This window comes from Rhodococcus sp. NPDC127593, from assembly GCF_042671975.1.
In the GTDB taxonomy this organism is placed as follows: Bacteria; Actinomycetota; Actinomycetes; order Mycobacteriales; family Mycobacteriaceae; genus Rhodococcus_F.
Window position 1 is genome coordinate 88802 of the sequence record NZ_JBHXWI010000028.1, and the last position, 18500, is coordinate 107301.

The window sequence follows — 18500 nt, forward strand, 5'->3', positions numbered from 1 at the left end:
CCTACCGCCGAGTAGGGTCGTGCCATGACAGACAGCGCACGTGAATTGGATCTCGTCGTCTACGGGGCCACCGGCTTCGTCGGCAAGCTTCTCGCCGACTATCTCGCACGGCACGCCCCGGACGGCGTGCGGATCGCGCTCGCGGGGCGCACAGCCGCCAAACTCGAAGCGGTGCGGTCCTCGCTCGGTCCGCGCGCAGCGGAGTGGCCCGTCATCGTCGCGAACTCCGACGATGCCGCGTCGCTCGCAGCGCTGGCGGCACGCACCCGCGTGGTCGCGACGACGGTCGGGCCCTACGCCAAGTACGGTCACGCCCTCGCCGCGGCCTGCGCCGAGGCGGGCACCGACTACGTCGACCTCACCGGAGAGGTGTTGTTCGTCCGCGAGAGCATCGACGCCAACCACGAACGGGCCCGCGAGACCGGCGCCCGGATCGTCCATTCCTGCGGGTTCGACTCCATTCCGTCCGATCTCGGGGTGCACGTCCTGCACGAGGAGGTTCAGGCGGACGGCGCCGGCGAACTCACCGACACCACGCTGGTGGTCACGTCCGTGCGGGGCGGCGTCAGCGGCGGCACGATCGATTCGCTGCGCACGCAGGTGGACGTGTCGAAGAAGAATCCGGCGTCGCGCCGTCTCGCGGCTTCGCCGTACTCGATGAGTCCCGACCGCGCGAAGGAACCGGACCTCGGCAAGCAGTCCGACATGAGCGTGGTCAACGGCACGGACATCGCGCCCGGCTTGAAGGGGTGGAAGGCGCCCTTCTTCATGGGCCCCTACAACACGCGGGTCGTGCGCCGCAGCAATGCGCTCCGGGACTGGGCCTACGGTCGGACGTTCAAGTACCGCGAGGTCATGAACGTCGGGAGCTCCCCGATCACACCGGTGATCGCGGGTGCGGTGGCTGCGGCCCTCGGCGGGATGGTCGTCGGAATGGCCCTCCCGCCCACCCGGTACGTCCTCGACCGCGTTCTGCCCTCACCGGGCGACGGTCCCAGCGAGGAGGCGCAACGCAAGGGCCACTTCACCATGGACGTATACACGACCACCACCACGGGCGCGCGCTACACCTCGCGGGTGAAGGCGAAGGGCGACCCCGGATACAGCGCCACCGCGGTGATGCTCGGCGAATCCGCGTTGAGCCTCGTCCTCGGCGGCGATGCACTGCCGGACGCGGCCGGCGTCCTCACTCCCGCCACGGCACTCGGCGACGTACTGGTGACACGACTGCGCGACGCTGGCTTCGAGATCTCTGCGCGAAAACTGTGAGCGGTTGGGCGCGTGTGAAGATGACACGCGCCCACCCCTCCCGCTAGTGTCGAACCTTGTGCGCGGACGGCCGCGTACGCGACGAGAGATACGGGAGTCCGAGTGAACGGCACGAGCGCGCAGGCAGGCCCCGCGGCCTCGCTCGCCCTCATGCCCTTCTGGCCCTCCCGCCGAGGCCACGCCTTCGACCAGGGATGTTGCTGACCAGCCTGCTCGCTGGTCTTTGCTGCCCTGACGGTTCACTCTCTCGGTCGGAGTCTCGATGTTCAAGCTCTTGATTTTCACGCTGGTAGGCGTGGGTGCCCAGCTGGTCGACGGCGCTCTCGGCATGGCCTTCGGCGTGACTGCGACCACCCTGCTCGTGTTCAGCGGCGTCGGACCGGCGCACGCCAGCGCAGCAGTGCATTTCGCCGAGGTCGGCACCACGCTCGCCTCCGGCGCGTCGCATTGGCGGTTCCGCAACATCGACTGGCCGCTCGTCCTGCGCCTGGGCGTCCCCGGTGCCGTCGGCGCGTTCCTCGGTGCAACGGTGCTGTCCCAGTTGTCGACGTCCGCCGCCGTCCCCGTGACGTCCACGATCCTGCTGGCGATCGGTGTCTACGTCCTTCTCCGCTTCTCGATCCGCCCTCCCGCCGTCAACGACGCCCGGACCTCACCGCACACGGCGAAGTTCCTCTCACCGCTCGGACTGTTCGGTGGATTCATCGACGCGAGTGGCGGCGGCGGCTGGGGGCCGATCACCACCAGCACCCTGCTCTCGCGGGGCAAGACCGCACCGCGCACCGTCATCGGTTCGGTCAGCGCATCGGAGTTCCTGGTGTCCGCCGCGGCCAGCATCGGGTTCATCTTCGGTCTCGGCAGCGACTTCTTCGACAACATCCCCATCATCGCGGGGCTGGCACTCGGCGGCATCATCGCCGCGCCGGTCGCCGCGTGGCTCGTCAGCCGGGTGCCCGCGACCCTTCTGGGTACCGGTGTCGGCGGCATCATCATCATCACCAACGCGCAGAAGCTGTTCAAGACATTCGACGTCACCGGCGTTGTCGCGACCCTCGGGTACCTCGCTCTCGTTGCAGTGTGGGCCGGACTGCTGGTCGTCGCCTGGCGCCGTTCGCGTCTCAGCGCGGCAGAGGCCGCAGGCGATCTGCACCGGATCGACGCCGAGAACGACACGCCCATCGAGTCGGAAGCCCCGTCGCTCGAATTGTCCACCGGCGAGAAGCCCTGACCTCACGTCCCGCTTTCACCTCGGGGCGAGCCTTCGCCGAACATCTGCCACACCGCATCCTTACCAGCGAGTAACATTGGGTTCGGTTCATGGCACCCGTCCGGTGCTCCAAGTGCGGAACAGTGAGGCATTTCATGACTGAGCGTGTTGAGGTCGGCGGTCTGCAGGTCGCGAAGGTGCTCTACGACTTCGTGAACGAGGAGGCGCTGCCGGGGACCGGGGTGTCGGTGGACGGTTTCTGGTCGGGTGCGGTCAAGGTGATCGGGGACCTGGCGCCGAAGAACCGGGCTTTGCTCGCCACCCGCGACGACCTGCAGGCCCGGATCGACGCCTGGCACCGGGACCGGACCGGCACCGCGATCGACCCGGCCGAGTACCGGGCGTTCCTCACCGAGATCGGGTACCTGGTGCCCGAACCGGCCCCGTTCGCGGTGTCCACGGCGAACGTGGATTCGGAGATCACCGCCACCGCCGGCCCGCAGCTGGTGGTCCCGGTCCTCAACGCCCGCTTCGCCCTCAACGCCTCCAACGCGAGGTGGGGGTCGTTGTACGACGCCCTGTACGGCACCAACGCCATCCCCGACGACGGCGGCGCCGAGGCCGGCGGCTCCTACAACAAGGTCCGCGGCGACCGGGTCATCGCCTGGGCCCGCACCTTCCTCGACACCGCCGCCCCCCTCGCGCAGGGCTCGCACGCCGACGCCGCCCGCTACAGCGTCGACGCCGCCGCCCTGCGGGTGGAATTGGCCGACGGCACCGTCACCGCCCTCGCCGAGCCGGGCAGGTTCGTCGGCTACCTCGGTACCCCCGACGCCCCGACCAGTGTGCTGCTGCGCAACCACGGGTTGCATGCGGAAATCCAGATCGACCCCACCTCCCCGATCGGGTCCACCGATGCGGCGGGGGTCAAGGATGTGGTGCTCGAGTCCGCGGTCACCACCATCATGGACTTCGAGGACTCCGTCGCCGCCGTCGACGCCGACGACAAGGTGATCGGCTACCGCAACTGGCTGGGCCTCAACCGCGGCGACCTGACCGAGGAGTTGACCAAGGGCGGCACCGCGTTCACCCGCCGCCTGAACGGGGACCGCACCTACACCGCCCCCGACGGGACCGAGCTCACCCTGCACGGGCGGTCGCTGCTGTTCGTCCGCAACGTCGGGCACCTGATGACCACCCCGGCGATCCTGCACCCGGACGGCACCGAAATCCCCGAGGGCATCCTCGACGCCCTGATCACCTCCCTCTGCGCGGTCCACGGCCTGTCCACGGGTGAGGCGACCGGGCCGCTGGTCAACTCCCGCACCGGGTCGATCTACATCGTCAAACCCAAGCAGCACGGCCCCGACGAGGTCGCGTTCACCACCGAACTGTTCGGCCGCGTCGAGCAGGTCCTCGGCCTGCCCGCCAACACCCTCAAGGTCGGGATCATGGACGAGGAACGCCGCACCACGGTCAACCTCGCCGCCAGCATCAAGGAAGCGTCGGAGCGGGTGGTGTTCATCAACACCGGGTTCCTCGACCGCACCGGCGACGAGATCCACACCTCGATGGAGGCCGGGCCGATGATCCGCAAGGCCGAGATGAAGAAGCAGACCTGGATCACCGCCTACGAGGACTGGAACGTCGACACCGGTCTCGCCTGCGGGTTGCAGGGCAAGGCGCAGATCGGCAAGGGCATGTGGGCGATGACCGAGCTGATGGCCGAGATGCTCGAGCAGAAGATCGGCCACCCCAAGGCCGGCGCGAACACCGCGTGGGTGCCGTCCCCGACCGGGGCCACCCTGCACGCCACCCACTACCACCAGGTCGACGTGGTCGCCGTCCAACACCAGCTGACGGGACACCGGCGGGCCACCCTCGAGCAGATCCTCACCATCCCCCTCGCCCCCAGCACCGACTGGTCCGAGACCGAGAAGCAGGAAGAGCTCGACAACAACTGCCAGTCCATCCTCGGCTACGTGGTCCGGTGGATCGACGCCGGCGTCGGCTGCTCGAAGGTCCCCGACATCCACGACGTAGCCCTGATGGAGGACCGCGCCACCCTCCGCATCTCCAGCCAGTTGCTGGCCAACTGGATCCGGCACGGCGTCGTCACCGCCGAGCAGGTCGTGCAGTCGCTGCAGCGGATGGCCCCGGTGGTGGACCGGCAGAACCAGGGCGACCCCACCTACCGGCCGCTGGCCCCCGACTTCGACACCAACATCGCCTTCCAAGCCGCGAAGGAACTCATCCTCGACGGCACCCACCAACCCTCCGGCTACACCGAACCGATCCTGCACCGCCGCCGCCGCGAATACAAAGCAGCCAACGCCTGAGATTCGCACTCGAAAATCGGCCCCGTCACCAGCCCGGTGCCGGGGCCGATTCTCTCGGGGTGCTCCTGCGCATCACTACACTGCGAGGGTCAACGTCGAACTCGTCGGACAGGGGCTGGAAAGCACGTGGGGCAGCATCGCGGCGAATCGCGCGCCAGGGGTATCAGTAAGGGACCTTTGATCGTGCTCGGTCTCGTCGTCGTGATCGCGGCGGGTGTGGTGGGCTGGTTCCAGTTGCGTGACCGGATCAACGATCAGGGAGTGGCTGCCGCGGGCGCCTGCGTCGAAGGCGAATCCGTGCTCGCGGTCGCGGCGGATCCCGATATCGCACCCCAGCTCCAGACGCTCGCCGACCATTTCACGGAGACGGCGCCGGTGATCCGCGATCAGTGTGTGTCGGTGACAGTCACTGCCGTCGCGTCCGACACCGTGCGCGACGCCTTGTCCGCGGGGCCGGACGGCCCGTGGGACGCAGCGGCATTCGGCCCTCGGCCCGCGCTGTGGATTCCGTCCAGCTCACATTCCGTCAAGCAGGTGTCGGCAACCGGCGTCATCAGCGGCGAAGCACGCCCCGTGGCGACCAGTCCCGTGGTGCTCGCGGTCCGGACGGCGTTCGCGAACGCGCCGGGCACGCCGGCGATCGACTGGAAAGACTTGCCGTCGCTGCAGACCGGTCGCGACTCCCTCGCGACTCTCGGTCTGCCGGGCTGGGGCAGCCTGGGTATGGCGCTCCCCGTCGGCCCCGGCGCCGAGAGCACGGAGATGGCAGTCGAAGCGGTCGCGGCCGCGGTCACGGGAAGCAGCACGGGTCCGGTGACGGAGGAGCAGGCACGTTCCGCTCCCGTCACGTCGGCACTCACCGGTCTGGCGCTCGGCTACGAGGCGTCGTCGGGGACGAAACCCGCGACGACGCGGGAGGCACTCACCGCGCTGGCCGAGCAGGGCGATCCCGCCACCGCCGGCATCCACGCGGTCGCGGCCACCGAACAGCAGGTCTACCAGGCCCTGCGCGACGCACCCGGAGCCGACATCACCACATCGATGCCGAAAGGCCCGACACCTGTGGCAGATCATCCGGCGGCCATTCTGGCCGGCCCGTCCGTCGACGAGACGCAGAGCCGCGCCGCCGCACAATTCGCGGAGTTCGTCCGTCGACCCGAACAGGCGCAGGTCCTGGCCGATGCCGGGTTCCGGGTCGAGGGACTCGCCCGCCCCGACGACACCACGCTGGCCTTTCCCGGTTTCGAATCCACCCTGGTTCCCGCAGATGCGGCGGCTGCGGCCGAGCTGATGCGGGTGATCCGGAATCCGATCACGCCCCGCACCTCCACCGTCCTGCTCGACGTTTCCAGCTCGATGGGTGAGCGCGAGGGGACGGCGACGCGCCTGGCGAACACGACGGCTGCGCTGGCAGCCCACGTCGACCGTTCTCCGGACTCGTCGAACCTCGGGCTGTGGGAGTACAGCACCACGCTCGACGGGTCGCGGCCGTACACGACCGTGGTCGCGACCGGTCCTCTCTCGGCGGGCGGTTTCACCGAGGGCACCCGCAGGCAGGCCCTCGACGCCCGGCTCGCCAAGGCGACACCCGCCACCGGGTCCTCGACCTACACGTCGCTCGAAGCGGCCTACAAGAGCGCGGTCGACGGATACACGCCGGGCCGTACCAACTCGGTGCTGCTCGTTACGGACGGCGCCAACGACGACTCCGTCGCGCGCGCGGATCTGCTGTCCGCCATCGCCGCGACCTCGAGTACGTCGAAGCCGGTGCGCATCGACGTACTGACGATCGGCGAGAATTCCGACCTCAACACGTTGCAGGCGTTGGCCGATCGCACGGGTGGGTCGCTGGAGAAGGTCGCGTCCTCGGACGGAGCGGCTTTGCCGACCGCGATCAGCAAGCTGCTGTCGTGACGAGGCTCCTGGTCTTCGCGGTCTTCCTCGCACTCGTCACCTGGTGGCTCCATCGGCGACTCGTCCGGGCCACCGGGCTGGGCCGTCCCTGGTCGGTCGTCGTCGACGTGACCCTCGTGGTCCTGTGGGTTCTCGCAGTCATCGGCGTCGGCAGCGGCGAAGCCTTCGACCCGGGATGGGCGCGCCCCCCGGGGTGGGTGGGCTGGGTGTGGCTCGGCGCGATGTTCTATCTGGTGCTCGGGCTTCTCCTGGTCGCGTCGGTGTCGCTGCTGACGCGGCTGTTCGGCCGGCTGCGCGGCACCGGGAACGACGAACAGGTCGATCTGTCGCGTCGCCGAAGCCTGCGCATCGCCACCGCCGTCGTCGTGGTGGGCGCCGCCGGCGCCGCCGGTTACGGGGTGTCGGAGGCCGCGCGGCCGCGGATCGTGCGGGTTCGGGTGCCGCTGAAACGTCTCCCCGCCGAGTTCGACGGTGTGCGTGTGGCGCTCGTGTCCGACCTCCACGTCGGCCCGGCGCGAGGAGTGGACTTCACCCGGCGCGTCGTCGACCTGGTGAACGCGGAGCAGCCCGATCTCGTCGCGATCGCGGGCGATCTGGTCGACGGGACCGTCGCGAAGGTATCACCCGATCTGCAACCGCTCGGCGACCTCGAGGCCCCGCTCGGGGTGTTCGGTGTCAGCGGCAACCACGAGTTCTATGCCGACGACGGCGGCCGGTGGCTGGACGTGTGGGACCGACTGGGCATCCGGACGCTGCGCAACGAACGCGCGACGATCACCCGGGGCGGCGCCACCATCGACATCGCGGGGATCCACGACTACTCCTCGCCGGCCCCGTACGAACCCGACCTTCCTGCCGCGCTCGCCGGACGCGATCCGTCGTCGTTCGTCGTGCTGCTCGCGCACGAACCGCGGCAGGCGCTGGAAGCGTCCGACCTCGGTGTCGACCTGCAACTGTCGGGGCACACGCACGGCGGGCAGATGTGGCCGCTGCGTTATCTGGTGCCGCTGCAGCAGCCGTCGGTGGCGGGACTGGATCGCATCGGGAACACCGTCCTCTACACCACCCGCGGTGTGGGCACGTGGGGTCCGCCGGTGCGTGTGGGCGCCCCGCCGGAGATCACGATCCTCGAGCTGGTGCGCGAGGACTGAACGAGCGATGCCCGCCCCGCGTGAGCGGGACGGGCATCGTCTGTGTCAGGCGCCTTCGAACGCGGAGATCGGCGGGCAGGAGCACACGAGGTTGCGGTCGCCGTGCGCACCGTCGATGCGCCGGACCGCCGGCCACACCTTCGGCCGGGCCTTGCCGCGGGGGAACACCGCCGTCTCACGGGTGTAGGGGTGGTTCCACTCCGCTGCCAGGCAACCGGCGGTGTGCGGGGCGCCGCGCAGCGGGTTGTCGTCCACCGGCCACTCCCCCGAGCCCACGCGGTCGATCTCGGCGCGGATCGCGATCATCGCCTCGCAGAAGGCGTCGATCTCTTCGAGGTTCTCGCTCTCGGTGGGCTCCACCATAAGGGTGCCCGCCACCGGGAAGCTCATCGTCGGTGCGTGGAATCCGTAGTCGGCGAGGCGCTTTGCGACGTCGTCCACGGTCACACCGGTGTCCTTGGTGATCGGCCGGAGGTCGAGGATGCACTCGTGGGCCACCATTCCACCCTCGCCGGTGTAGAGGACGGGGAAGTACTCGTCCAGTCGGCGCGCGATGTAGTTGGCCGAGGCGATGGCGGTCAGGCTTGCGCGACGCAGCCCGACGGCGCCCATCATCCGGATGTACGCCCACGTGATGGGGAGAATCGACGCACTGCCGTAGGGGGCCGCGGAAATCGGTCCGGCGGTGCCGAGTTCGGGTGCGAACGGATGTCCGGGCAGGAACGGCGTGAGATGGGACCGCACACCGATCGGTCCGACACCGGGACCGCCGCCACCGTGCGGAATGCAGAAGGTCTTGTGCAGGTTGAGGTGGCTCACGTCGCCGCCGAACCGGCCGGGACGGGCCAGGCCGACCAGGGCGTTGAGGTTGGCGCCGTCGACGTACACCTGGCCGCCGGCGTCGTGGACGGCGGCGCAGATGTCGGCGATCTCGTGCTCGTACACACCGTGTGTGGACGGGTAGGTGATCATGATCGCCGCGAGGCGCTCGGCGTGGTCGGCAATCTTCGCCCGCAGGTCGTCCAGGTCCACGTCACCGTTCGGGCGGCAGGCGACGACCTCGACGCGCATCCCGGCCATGACCGCGGATGCGGCGTTGGTGCCGTGGGCGCTCGACGGGATGAGGCAGGTGTCGCGGTGGTCGTCTCCGCGGCTGAGGTGGTAGTTGCGGATCGCGAGCAGCCCCGCGTACTCGCCCTGGCTACCGGCATTCGGCTGCAGGCTCACCGCGTCGTAGCCGGTGACGGCCACGAGCCAGTTTTCGAGGTCCTTGATGATGCGGAGAATTCCCGGTGTGTCCCCGGTCGGCGCGAACGGGTGCAGTCCGGCGAACGCAGGCCAGGTGATCGCTTCCATCTCGGCGGTGGCATTGAGCTTCATCGTGCAGGAACCGAGCGGGATCATGCTGCGGTCGAGTGCGATGTCCTTGTCGGACAACGCCCGCAGGTAGCGCAGCATCGCCGTCTCGGTGCGGTACCGGGTGAACGCCTCGTGCTGCAGGTAGTCGGATCCGCGGAGCTGCGCGTCGGGGACGGACGTGCCCGCTTCCTCGGTGACGGTGCCTTCGCCGCCGAACGCCGCCAGCACGTGGGCGACGTCCTCGGCGGTGGTGGCCTCGTCGCACGCGATGGCGACATGATCGGCGTCGACGAGTCGCAGGTTGATGCCGGCGCCCTTCGCCTTCGCCACCACGTCCGCCGCCCGGGCGTCGACTCGCACGAGAATCGTGTCGAAGAAGTGCTCGTGGACGACGACGGCCCCGGTCTTGCGGACTGCGGCCGCCAGGGAGTGCGCCGTGTTCGCCACGCGCAGGGCGATCGCCTTCAGGCCCCCGGCGCCGTGGTAGCTGGCGTACATGGCCGCGAGAATCGCCAGCAGCACCTGAGCGGTACAGATGTTCGACGTCGCCTTCTCACGGCGAATGTGTTGCTCGCGGGTCTGCAGCGCCAGCCGGTACGCCTTGTCACCGTCGGCGTCGATGGAGACGCCCACCAGACGGCCGGGGAGTTGACGCGCGTGCTTGGTGTGCACGGCGAGGTAGCCGGCATGCGGGCCACCGAAGCCCATGGGGACACCGAAGCGCTGGGTGGTGCCGAAGCAGGCGTCGGCCCCGATCTCGCCGGGCGGGGTGAGGAGGGTGAGCGCCAGCAGATCCGCCCCGACCGCGACCAGTGCGCCGCGCTCGTGGGCGGCGGCGATCACGGCGGTGTAGTCGACGATGCGACCCGACCCGCCGGGCATCTGTGCGAGGACGCCGAAGAAGTCACCGTCCGGCAGGCCGGCGGACAGGTCGGCCACCACGATCTCGATGCCGAGCGGCTCGGCCCGGGTCTCGACGACGGCCAGCGTCTGCGGGAACAGGTCGGCGTCGACAACGAACCGCGGGGACTTGCTCTTGCTCGCCCGGCGCAGCAGCGTCATCGCCTCGGCGGCGGCGGTGGCCTCGTCGAGCATCGACGAGTTGGCGACCTCCATGCCGGTCAGGTCGGCGACCATCGTCTGGAAGTTGAGGAGGGCTTCGAGACGGCCCTGGCTGATCTCGGGCTGGTACGGCGTGTAGGCCGTGTACCAGGCCGGGTTCTCGATGATGTTCCGGATCAGGACCGGCGGGGTGAGGGTGTCGTAGTAGCCGAGACCGATCATGGACGTCGCCACGGTGTTCTGCGCGGCGAGTGCGGACAGTTCGGCGAGCGCTTCATGCTCGGACACCGGTGCGGGCAGTGCGTCGAGGCCGTCGGCGATGCCACCCGTGACTCCGTCCAGGATGACCGCGGGGACGGCTTTCGACGCGAGGTCGTCGAGCGAATCGGCTCCGACCAGTTCGAGAATGTGCGCGAGTTCCGCAGCGTTCGGGCCGACATGACGATCGGCGAATGTACGGCTTCCAGCGTCGATCACGACAACTCCCAAGCAGTTCGGAGGATCAGGACACGCCCCGCGTAGCGGAACGCCCCTCCCCCTCTGTCGCCTGCTCGAGTCGAGCGCCTGAGAGATTCGGTACCGTCGTTCACGTGTGAAGACGGCCCTTTCCCCGTGGGCGGGTGGGTGCTCCCACCGCTTTCCAGAGACGTCGGAGCCCGCACGGTCCTGTCTGCCTGAGAGATTGACGGGGAGGTGTTGCTCCTTCGGCGCCCGAACTCCCGCACACACGATGTTTCTGTGCTTGCGGTGCCCGGAACTCTCCCGCACGGCGTCGACGCACCGCCAGTCTATGTCACGGCTGCAGATGGCGGCGCAGGCAGCGCCGCGCTCCGACGGATGCGGGCTAGCCCGTCTTGCGGCTCGCGCGGTTCTTGCGCCGCGACGCCAGTTCGTCCTCGGGGCTCTGCTCGCTCGCGCCGCCGTCGGCGCGCTCTGCCGGGAAATCGGCGATGGTGCCGGTCAGTTCGCGCATCGCACCGCTCACCGCGATACCGAACACGCCCTGCCCGCCCTGGAGCAGATCGACGACCTCCTCGGGGGACGTGCACTCGTAGACCGTGGTCCCGTCCGAGAAAAGTGTGATCTTGGCCAAGTCCCGCACTCCGCGCTTACGGAGGTGGTCGACGGCCACGCGGATGTTCTGCAACGATATTCCGGTGTCGAGCAGACGCTTGACGATCTTGAGGACGAGGATGTCTTTGAACGAGTACAGCCGTTGGCTGCCCGAACCTGCTGCGCCACGAATGGACGGCACGACGAGGGATGTGCGAGCCCAGTAATCGAGCTGGCGGTAGGTGATTCCCGCGATCTGGCAGGCGATGGGGACGCGGTATCCGACGAGGTCGTCGGGCACGGAATCGTCCGGGAAGAGGCCCGGCTGGATCTCCTCCGAGCTGAATTCGGACTCGGCAACGTTGTCGCCGGGCGCAAGATTCAGCGCATTCTCCTGCGGCCGATCTCCCACTGACTACTCCCTCTCGCATGTTGCACTGAACCCGACGATCAGTGCGCCTGTGACGCGCGTCGCCAGTGTCCGCGGCACAAGCCGCAGCACATCGAGCGGCGCAAGCGCCACCAGTGACATCGAGCAAGTCCGTACCCTGAACCTACTCAGCGTACGCCCGATACAATCTGCAGGGCAGAAAATCACTGCACCGAACGCTATGACTCCGAAGAGACGGGGTCAACGCAACGCGCCGGAAGAACCTCAACCGATACTCCGCGCCCGAGGCTTTCCGCAGGTGCAATCTAGCCGTCAGTGGCCTTGAAATCGTCCGGCGACACGGACTCGAGGAATTCTTTGAACTTCTCGACCTCGTCCTCGCGCTCGTCGGGCATGACCAGACCGGCCTCCGTGAGCACCGCTTCCTCGGCGAAGATCGGCACCCCGATCCGCAGTGCGATGGCGATGGAGTCGGACGGGCGGGCCGAGACGCGGGTGTTCTCGTCGAACACGAGATCGGCATAGAACGTGCCCTCGCGAAGGTCGACGATGCGAACTTCCTTCAGGGTACGACCGAAGGCTTCGATCAGGTTCTTGATCAGGTCGTGGGTCAGCGGACGCGCCGGCTCGACGCCCTGCTGTTCGAGTGCGATCGCGGTGGCCTCGGTCTGGCCGATCCAGATGGGCAGGTACCGCTCGCCGTCGGTTTCACGCAACAGCAGAACAGGTTGATTTTGGGGCTGCTCGACACGAACTCCGATCACGTGCATTTCGCTCATCGCGTCTGCCTCCACCCTGCAATGGTCCGTCCGCGGCACACAATGCCGTACCAGGATTCTATTCGATTCGTGTCTGCTCTTCGACCGTACAGCCGTTCGAGCGCAGCGTCGTTGGGAAGTTGGGACGGTCGGCGAGCTCACCTCACCGATCGAGCGCACCCCGGACTGCCGACTTCACCAGGCAGGTGTGCAACGTCAGAGACAACGCGGCCAGTTCGCGCACCATCTCCTCGGCGCGATCACGTGCGCCGGCGTCACGGCCCTTGGCGACGGGGCCCGCGATCTGCGCGACCAACCCGGCTTCGCGGTCGGCCGCCAGCTTGAACGCCCTGAGGTGCCGCACCTCGAGTCCGAACTCGGACATCGCCCTCGCGGTGCGCGCCAGCGTCACCGCGTCCTCGTCGAAGAACCCCGCCGGCCCGGGAACGACCAGGCCTCCGCGGGTCAGCTCGCCGAGGAACTTCTCGTCGATCCCTGCCCGCGCGATCAGATCGTCGCGGCTGATCCGCACCTCGCGGTCGGTGAGGAACTCCTCGGGGGACACCTCGCCCGGGGCCACGGTGAGCGCGCGCGGCCGGCGCGGCGAAGAATCGCCTGCGCCGACCGTGGCCACACCTCTGTCGATGGCCTCGAGCTGCTCCTTGATGACCTTCAGCGGCAGATACTGATCACGCTGCGCAGTGAGTACGTAGCGCAGTCGTTCACAGTCGGCGATCGAGAATCGCCGATACCCCGAGGGAGTGCGCTGGGGGCTGATGAGACCCTCGGCTTCGAGGAATCGGATCTTCGAGATCGTCACATCAGGAAAATCGGGGCGCAGTCGGTCCAGCACGGAGCCGATCGACATCCCCGATTGCGCCTGCTGCTGCCGCACCGCGGTCATTGGCTACCCGCACCAGCTGACGTCTCACCGATCTGCGAGCCACCTGCAGTGGTCCGGGGTCCGGTCAGGAAGACCAGTCGGAACTTGCCGATCTGGACCTCGTCACCGTTCGCCAGGACAGCCGAGTCGACCGGCTCACGGTTGACGTAGGTGCCGTTGAGGCTGCCGACGTCGACGACCTGGAACTCGTCGTCCTCCTGGCGGAACTCCGCATGACGACGGCTGACGGTCACGTCGTCGAGGAAGATGTCGCTGTCGGGATGCCGTCCCGCGGACGTCGTCGGCTGGTCGAGCAGGAAGCGCGACCCTGCGTTCGGTCCACGCTTGACGACGAGCAGAGCAGAGCCCGCGGGCAGTCCCTCCACACCCGACACCGGGGCTTCCGGAGCCTGGGTTGCCGAGGAGTTGTCGAGCTCATTGAGAAAGTCCGCGCGGAAGACCGACGTGGTTTCCGCCGGCGTCTCCCCATAGACCGCGTCGTTGCCGTTCTCGCTCACCGTTTCTCCTCCTAGTTCGATCATCCAGCAAGATTCGCTGGACTACGCAATGCCACTCGGTACTACATAATTCGGTTCCCGTGCACATTAACTTCTGTGCAAACTCCCACGATCACATTCAAACTACGGACCTGCGCCCCGACACGGCACATGCGTTCATCATCGACCGTACCCTGCGCACGCCGGTGCGTGTAGTGAGACAGGCCGCCAGCACATTACGAACCGGTATTCCGACAGCGGATTTCTCCGGCAACCCGGTTTTCCGGGCTGTCGGCACCTTCCGAAACTATCCGATTACCGCTCCGCGTGTTCTCGGGAAATTATCCTGCCGTGATGTCTGCATAGCCGGCGGCGTCCAGCATTTCGGCCAGTGCCGTGTCGAGGGTCGCCTCGTCGTCGACACCGAGGTCCACCAGCCACCCCTGCCCGTAGGGCGCGGAGTTCACCAGTTCCGGGCTGCCGTCCAGATCGGCATTGGCGGCAACGACTTTCGCCGTCAGCGGGGCGAAGATGTCGGAGACGCTCTTGGTGGATTCCACCTCGCCGAACGATTCGCCCGCCGTCACGTCCTCGTCGACCGCCGGAAGCTGGACGAACACGACGTCGCCGAGCTGGGACTGCGCGAAATCGGTGATGCCGACGCGTACCGTCGTGGGCCCCGTCCGCTCGACCCACTCGTGTTCGGCGGTGTACCGACGATCGGCGGGGATTTCGAGCTCACTCACAGTGGCTTCCTTTCGATGGCAATCCGCGGGCGGATGCGAAGATCAATTTCCGGGCTGAGCGTATTGGCGAGGTTTCGCCTCCCGCAAGGCAGAGATCGTGACCTGCTGCGATTGTTCGATGGTCAGCTGTCCGCCGCTGCGCGCGACCGTGTCGACCACCCCGCCGGGAATGTTCAGGGCCGCCGCCAGAGTCGGCGGATCACCGATCGCGACCACCCCGTAGGGGGCGTTCACCTTCCGGCCGTCCACCGACACGCTGCCGGCCGAACCGGACACCCAGGAGTCGACGCCGATCCGGATGGGCGGGCCGTCCGCACCCTGGATCTGGACGGCTTCGGCACCGGCGGCACGCAATTCCTGCACGAGGTCGAGCAGAACCTCGGAGCCGACCCCCCTGTTGGGGTCAGTGATGCGCAACGTCACCCCGGGGCCGGTGGCCGGTGCGCTGCCGACCTGGATCGACAGCGCCGTCAACCGGGCCCGCGCCTCGTCGAGCGCCGCCCCGGAACTGCCACTCTGTTGCAACGTTGCCAAGGTCTGTTCCAGCGATGCGATCTCCTGCCGCAGGGCCGCCTCCCGCTGGTTCAGCGTGTCCAGGACGACCAGCAGATCCGCGGGGCTCGCCGAGTCGAGGGTGTCGCCGGACCCGGTGTTCTTCACCTGCGTCACGATCGCGATTCCCAGCCCCCCGAGCAGAAGCGCGGCCAGCAGCGCGAAAACGACGTGTGAGCGCTGCGACGTCGCCGGTTCCTTCCCGTGCAGTTCGTGTCTGCCCTCGTGTCCGCTCACGCCGCGATCACGCCCCGAACAGACGTCGCCGGAGCGCGGCCGCGTTGCCGAAGATGCGGATGCCCAGCACGACGACGATCGCGGTGGACAACTGGGTTCCGACACCGAGTTGGTCACCGAGCCACACGATCAGGGCCGCCACGAGGACGTTGAACACGAACGAGACGACGAACACCTTCGAGTCGAAGATCTCGTCGAGGTACGCACGCAATCCGCCGAACACCGCGTCGAGCGCGGCGACGACGGCGATGGGCAGGTAGGGCTGCACGGCGTCCGGCACTTGCGGGCTGAACACCACGCCCAGCACGATGCCCACGATCAGGGCGAGCACCCCGTAGATCGCGGATCCGCCCTTCAGTGCTGCCTTCATTCGTGTGACGCCTCCATTCGACTCCGCCGTTGTCATCGTGTTCCCACTTCCCGGGCTGCCCGCACTTCCCGCGCCGGGGCGGCGGGCAAGTGGAGATCGTCGGCCTCCGCCACCGCGAAGCCGATGCCGTACAACTGCGCCACGCTGGACATCCGCAGATAGGCGTCACTCACCACGAATCCGGTCTGCATCGGCCCCTGCGGGCCGATCGCCGAGACCACGTACGGCGAGAACACCGGCTGATTGTCCACGAGCATCGCGCCACCCGCCTGCCGGATCGTCACCGACGGCCCGATCCGCACATCCCCGACCGCGATGGCCTCGGCGCCGCTCGCCCACAGCGAATTGACCACCGACTGCAGGTCGCGGTCGAGCACCACGGCCTTCCCCCCGACACTGCGCTGGGACGAGTCGGACAGGTTGGGCTTGGCCGCGGGGTCCGTCAGCGTCACGGTGAGCCCGGGACCGTGCACGGCCTCGACTCCGGCGTCCCCCTCGAGGCCGCGAAGCTCGTCGAGCAGTGCCGCACCCCGGGCGTCGCCGGCCAGCGCGGTGGCGCGCGCGTCGTCGGTCCGTGTCGACAGCGTGTCCCGGGTGGCGGCGAGGGCGCCCGCCCTATCTTCGGCGTCCTGCACCTTGCTCAGAAGTTCGGACCGCACCTGCTCGGTGCCGGGGATGCGTTCGGTGGCCTGCCGGTAGGCGACCGACAGCACCAGACCCACGAGCAGCGCACCGATCGCGATCCACACCTGCTGACCGACCCGCGTCTGCCGTGAATGTCCCTGCTCACGATCCTCGGCCGCACCCTCGTACCCGGGGTCCAGATGATCGTTCATCAGAGACTGCAGCAGGGACGGCACCGGATTCCTGCGGATGCCGGAATCTGACCGTTTCATCAATGGACCTCGCGTTCCTCGCCGCCCGGTCCTCGCACGGGAACGGTTCGCGCGACGGTCAGCGCGTTCACGGTGTAGAGCAGCCCGGTCCACACGTAGAGCACCGTGCCCCAGATCAGGAGCGCAGCGCCGAGCGGCTGCGCCACGGTCGCGATGCTCCAGTCACCGTGCGCCGCGAGGGTCATCGGCAGCGCGAACATCAACAGGAACGTGGCACCCTTGCCGAGGTACATCACGTCGGGGGGTGGGAGACCGCGCCGACGGTAGATGAACAGCGTGAGCGCGAGAACGGCGTCGCGGCCGATCAGGATCGCCGCCACCCACCACGGGATGAATCCGCGCAGGACGAACGTCACCAGCGTCGTGACGACGTAGAGGCGATCGACGAAGGGGTCGAGCAGCGCACCCAGCTTCGACGACTGGTCGAGGATCCGCGCCAGCTTGCCGTCGAGCCAGTCGGTGAAGCCGCTGATCATGAGGATCGCGAGCGCCCACCCGTCGGAGTGGGTGACGAGCAGCAGGTACACGAACAGCGGCACCCCGAGGAGTCGAACCACGCTCAGGAGGTTCGGGACGGTCACGATCCGGTCCGACCGCGCAGTGTCCCGGTCCACCGAATTCACCAAAATCTCCCCAGCGTCGAGTGCGGACCTGTCTTCGGGCGCTCGTCGCACCGCTCTCGCCACTCTTCCACAACCGGGAAGGTGTGCAGTCGATCGTCCGGTACGTCCGGCCGTGTCACTCGCCCCGCGCGATGTCCGGTCGCGGCGGGGCCGGGACGCGCGCGACGGCGTCCGCGGTCAGACTTCCCAGGTACAGCCACCCGTCGTGCTCCCGCACCCCTGTGACGGGGGAATAGCTGCCCTTGCCTCCGCGCAGGCTGTGCACGATCTCGCCGCGGTGATCGAGGGCGATCACCCAGCCGGCGTGCTCCGGATTCGGTTGCACGACCTCCGGCAGGTTCGCTGCGACGATACGCAGCGTGGGGTACGGCGCGAGCAGGTCGAGCAACCGCATCCGCGGGCTGTAGAGCGCCACCCAGAACAGCCCGTCACGTGTCTGGGACGTCATGTTGTCCGGTATGCCGGGCAGATTCGCGGCCCACACCGACGCCGCACCCTGCGACGGGCCGGTCAGGTCGACGCGGGAGATCTGGTACGAGCCGGTCTCGGCGACGAGGACGAACGATTCGTCCGAGGCCAGTCCCACACCGTTGGCGAACTGCAGTCCCTCGGCCAGGAGGTCGGTCTCCCCCGTCCGCGGGTCCAGACGCAGCAGGCGGCCGGTCCCCCGATGCTCGAGAAGGTCGTAGCGGTGGTCGGCGATCGTGAAGTGCGCCGAGGAGTCGGTGAAGTACACGATGCCGTCTCGGCCGACCGCCGAGTTGTTGCACGCCACGAGCGGGCGCCCGGCCGCGGCGTCGGCGAGCACGTCGACGCGTCCCTTGTCGTCGACTCGCAGCACACCGCGCTCGGCGTCGCAGATCAGGAATCGGCCGTCGTCGAGTATCTCGACGCCGAGGGGCCGACCGTGAGTATTCGCGAGTTCGGTGGCTTCTCCGTGGCTGTCGAACCGCCAGATCCGGCCGTCGTTGCCTCCGGTGACCACCCGGCCGTCGTGATCGACGGCAACGTCTTCCGGGCCTTCTCCGCTGGGGAGTGTCCAGCGGTGCGCGTCGTCGAGCACTCCGTTGGGAGCGAGCACTCCCGTGAGCGACGGCGGCGGCGGGGCGTGCCAGACGACGGGGTCGACACCGGTGCGGTCGAGCTTGCGGGCGAGAGACTCGAAGAGGGTCACGAACTGTGAGATTAGTCGC

16 protein-coding genes and 1 riboswitch are annotated in these 18500 nt (G+C 68.2%); of the genes, 5 read left to right on the forward strand and 11 right to left on the reverse strand.

Annotation, left to right across the window (positions count from 1 at the left end):
• Window positions 1–24 precede the first annotated feature (24 nt).
• The 5 genes from ACFVJ3_RS25635 (at window position 25) to ACFVJ3_RS25655 (ending at window position 7880) form a co-directional block, all read left to right on the forward strand.
• The gene (locus ACFVJ3_RS25635; protein ID WP_378454723.1) at window positions 25–1269 is read left to right on the forward strand and encodes a saccharopine dehydrogenase family protein; all 1245 of its coding nucleotides are present in this window, start codon (window positions 25–27) and stop codon (window positions 1267–1269) included.
• 262 nt (window positions 1270–1531) lie between these two features.
• Window positions 1532–2497: a sulfite exporter TauE/SafE family protein gene (locus tag ACFVJ3_RS25640; RefSeq protein WP_378454724.1), complete on the forward strand. Its 966-nt coding sequence runs from the start codon at window positions 1532–1534 to the stop codon at window positions 2495–2497.
• Window positions 2498–2631: 134 nt separating this feature from the next.
• Window positions 2632–4815: a malate synthase G gene (locus ACFVJ3_RS25645; protein ID WP_378454725.1), complete on the forward strand. Its 2184-nt coding sequence runs from the start codon at window positions 2632–2634 to the stop codon at window positions 4813–4815.
• Between the two features lie 126 nt (window positions 4816–4941).
• Entirely contained in the window at window positions 4942–6729 is a 1788-nt protein-coding gene (locus ACFVJ3_RS25650; protein WP_378454726.1) for a substrate-binding domain-containing protein, read from the forward strand.
• On the forward strand, window positions 6726–7880 hold the full coding sequence (locus ACFVJ3_RS25655) for a metallophosphoesterase (protein WP_378454727.1): 1155 nt from the start codon (window positions 6726–6728) through the stop codon (window positions 7878–7880). The genes ACFVJ3_RS25650 and ACFVJ3_RS25655 overlap by 4 nt, the downstream gene beginning before the upstream one ends.
• 45 nt (window positions 7881–7925) lie before the next feature.
• Here the strand turns inward: ACFVJ3_RS25655 and gcvP are convergent, their stop codons facing one another.
• From gcvP to ACFVJ3_RS25710, 11 genes are all read right to left on the reverse strand, one after another.
• On the reverse strand, window positions 7926–10778 hold the full coding sequence (gene gcvP, locus ACFVJ3_RS25660) for an aminomethyl-transferring glycine dehydrogenase (RefSeq protein WP_378454728.1): 2853 nt from the start codon (window positions 10776–10778) through the stop codon (window positions 7926–7928).
• Between the two features lie 174 nt (window positions 10779–10952).
• A riboswitch (glycine riboswitch) is annotated at window positions 10953–11076 on the reverse strand.
• 69 nt (window positions 11077–11145) lie between these two features.
• On the reverse strand, window positions 11146–11766 hold the full coding sequence (locus tag ACFVJ3_RS25665) for a MerR family transcriptional regulator (RefSeq protein ID WP_005243116.1): 621 nt from the start codon (window positions 11764–11766) through the stop codon (window positions 11146–11148).
• A 284-nt stretch (window positions 11767–12050) separates the two neighbouring features.
• Window positions 12051–12524, reverse strand: a complete 474-nt coding sequence (locus tag ACFVJ3_RS25670) for a bifunctional nuclease family protein (RefSeq protein WP_378454729.1) — start codon at window positions 12522–12524, stop codon at window positions 12051–12053.
• Window positions 12525–12666: 142 nt separating this feature from the next.
• Window positions 12667–13407, reverse strand: a complete 741-nt coding sequence (locus ACFVJ3_RS25675; protein ID WP_105422644.1) for a MerR family transcriptional regulator — start codon at window positions 13405–13407, stop codon at window positions 12667–12669.
• A complete protein-coding gene (gene garA / locus ACFVJ3_RS25680; protein ID WP_009473579.1) occupies window positions 13404–13904 on the reverse strand; it encodes a glycogen accumulation regulator GarA in 501 nt (166 codons plus the stop codon). The genes ACFVJ3_RS25675 and garA overlap by 4 nt, the downstream gene beginning before the upstream one ends.
• Before the next feature lie 320 nt (window positions 13905–14224).
• Window positions 14225–14629 (reverse strand): glycine cleavage system protein GcvH, encoded by a 405-nt coding sequence (gene gcvH / locus ACFVJ3_RS25685; RefSeq protein WP_378454730.1) that lies wholly within the window; start codon window positions 14627–14629, stop codon window positions 14225–14227.
• 42 nt (window positions 14630–14671) lie between these two features.
• A complete protein-coding gene (locus tag ACFVJ3_RS25690; RefSeq protein ID WP_378454731.1) occupies window positions 14672–15418 on the reverse strand; it encodes a DUF881 domain-containing protein in 747 nt (248 codons plus the stop codon).
• A gap of 7 nt (window positions 15419–15425) precedes the next feature.
• On the reverse strand, window positions 15426–15788 hold the full coding sequence (locus tag ACFVJ3_RS25695) for a small basic family protein (protein ID WP_005264197.1): 363 nt from the start codon (window positions 15786–15788) through the stop codon (window positions 15426–15428).
• 32 nt (window positions 15789–15820) lie between these two features.
• Window positions 15821–16684: a DUF881 domain-containing protein gene (locus ACFVJ3_RS25700; protein WP_378454732.1), complete on the reverse strand. Its 864-nt coding sequence runs from the start codon at window positions 16682–16684 to the stop codon at window positions 15821–15823.
• Window positions 16684–17307, reverse strand: a complete 624-nt coding sequence (locus ACFVJ3_RS25705) for a CDP-alcohol phosphatidyltransferase family protein (RefSeq protein WP_378454733.1) — start codon at window positions 17305–17307, stop codon at window positions 16684–16686. The genes ACFVJ3_RS25700 and ACFVJ3_RS25705 overlap by 1 nt, the downstream gene beginning before the upstream one ends.
• Before the next feature lie 115 nt (window positions 17308–17422).
• Complete coding sequence (locus tag ACFVJ3_RS25710; protein ID WP_378454734.1) at window positions 17423–18481, reverse strand: SMP-30/gluconolactonase/LRE family protein; 1059 nt, start codon at window positions 18479–18481, stop codon at window positions 17423–17425.
• Between the last annotated feature and the right edge of the window lie 19 nt (window positions 18482–18500).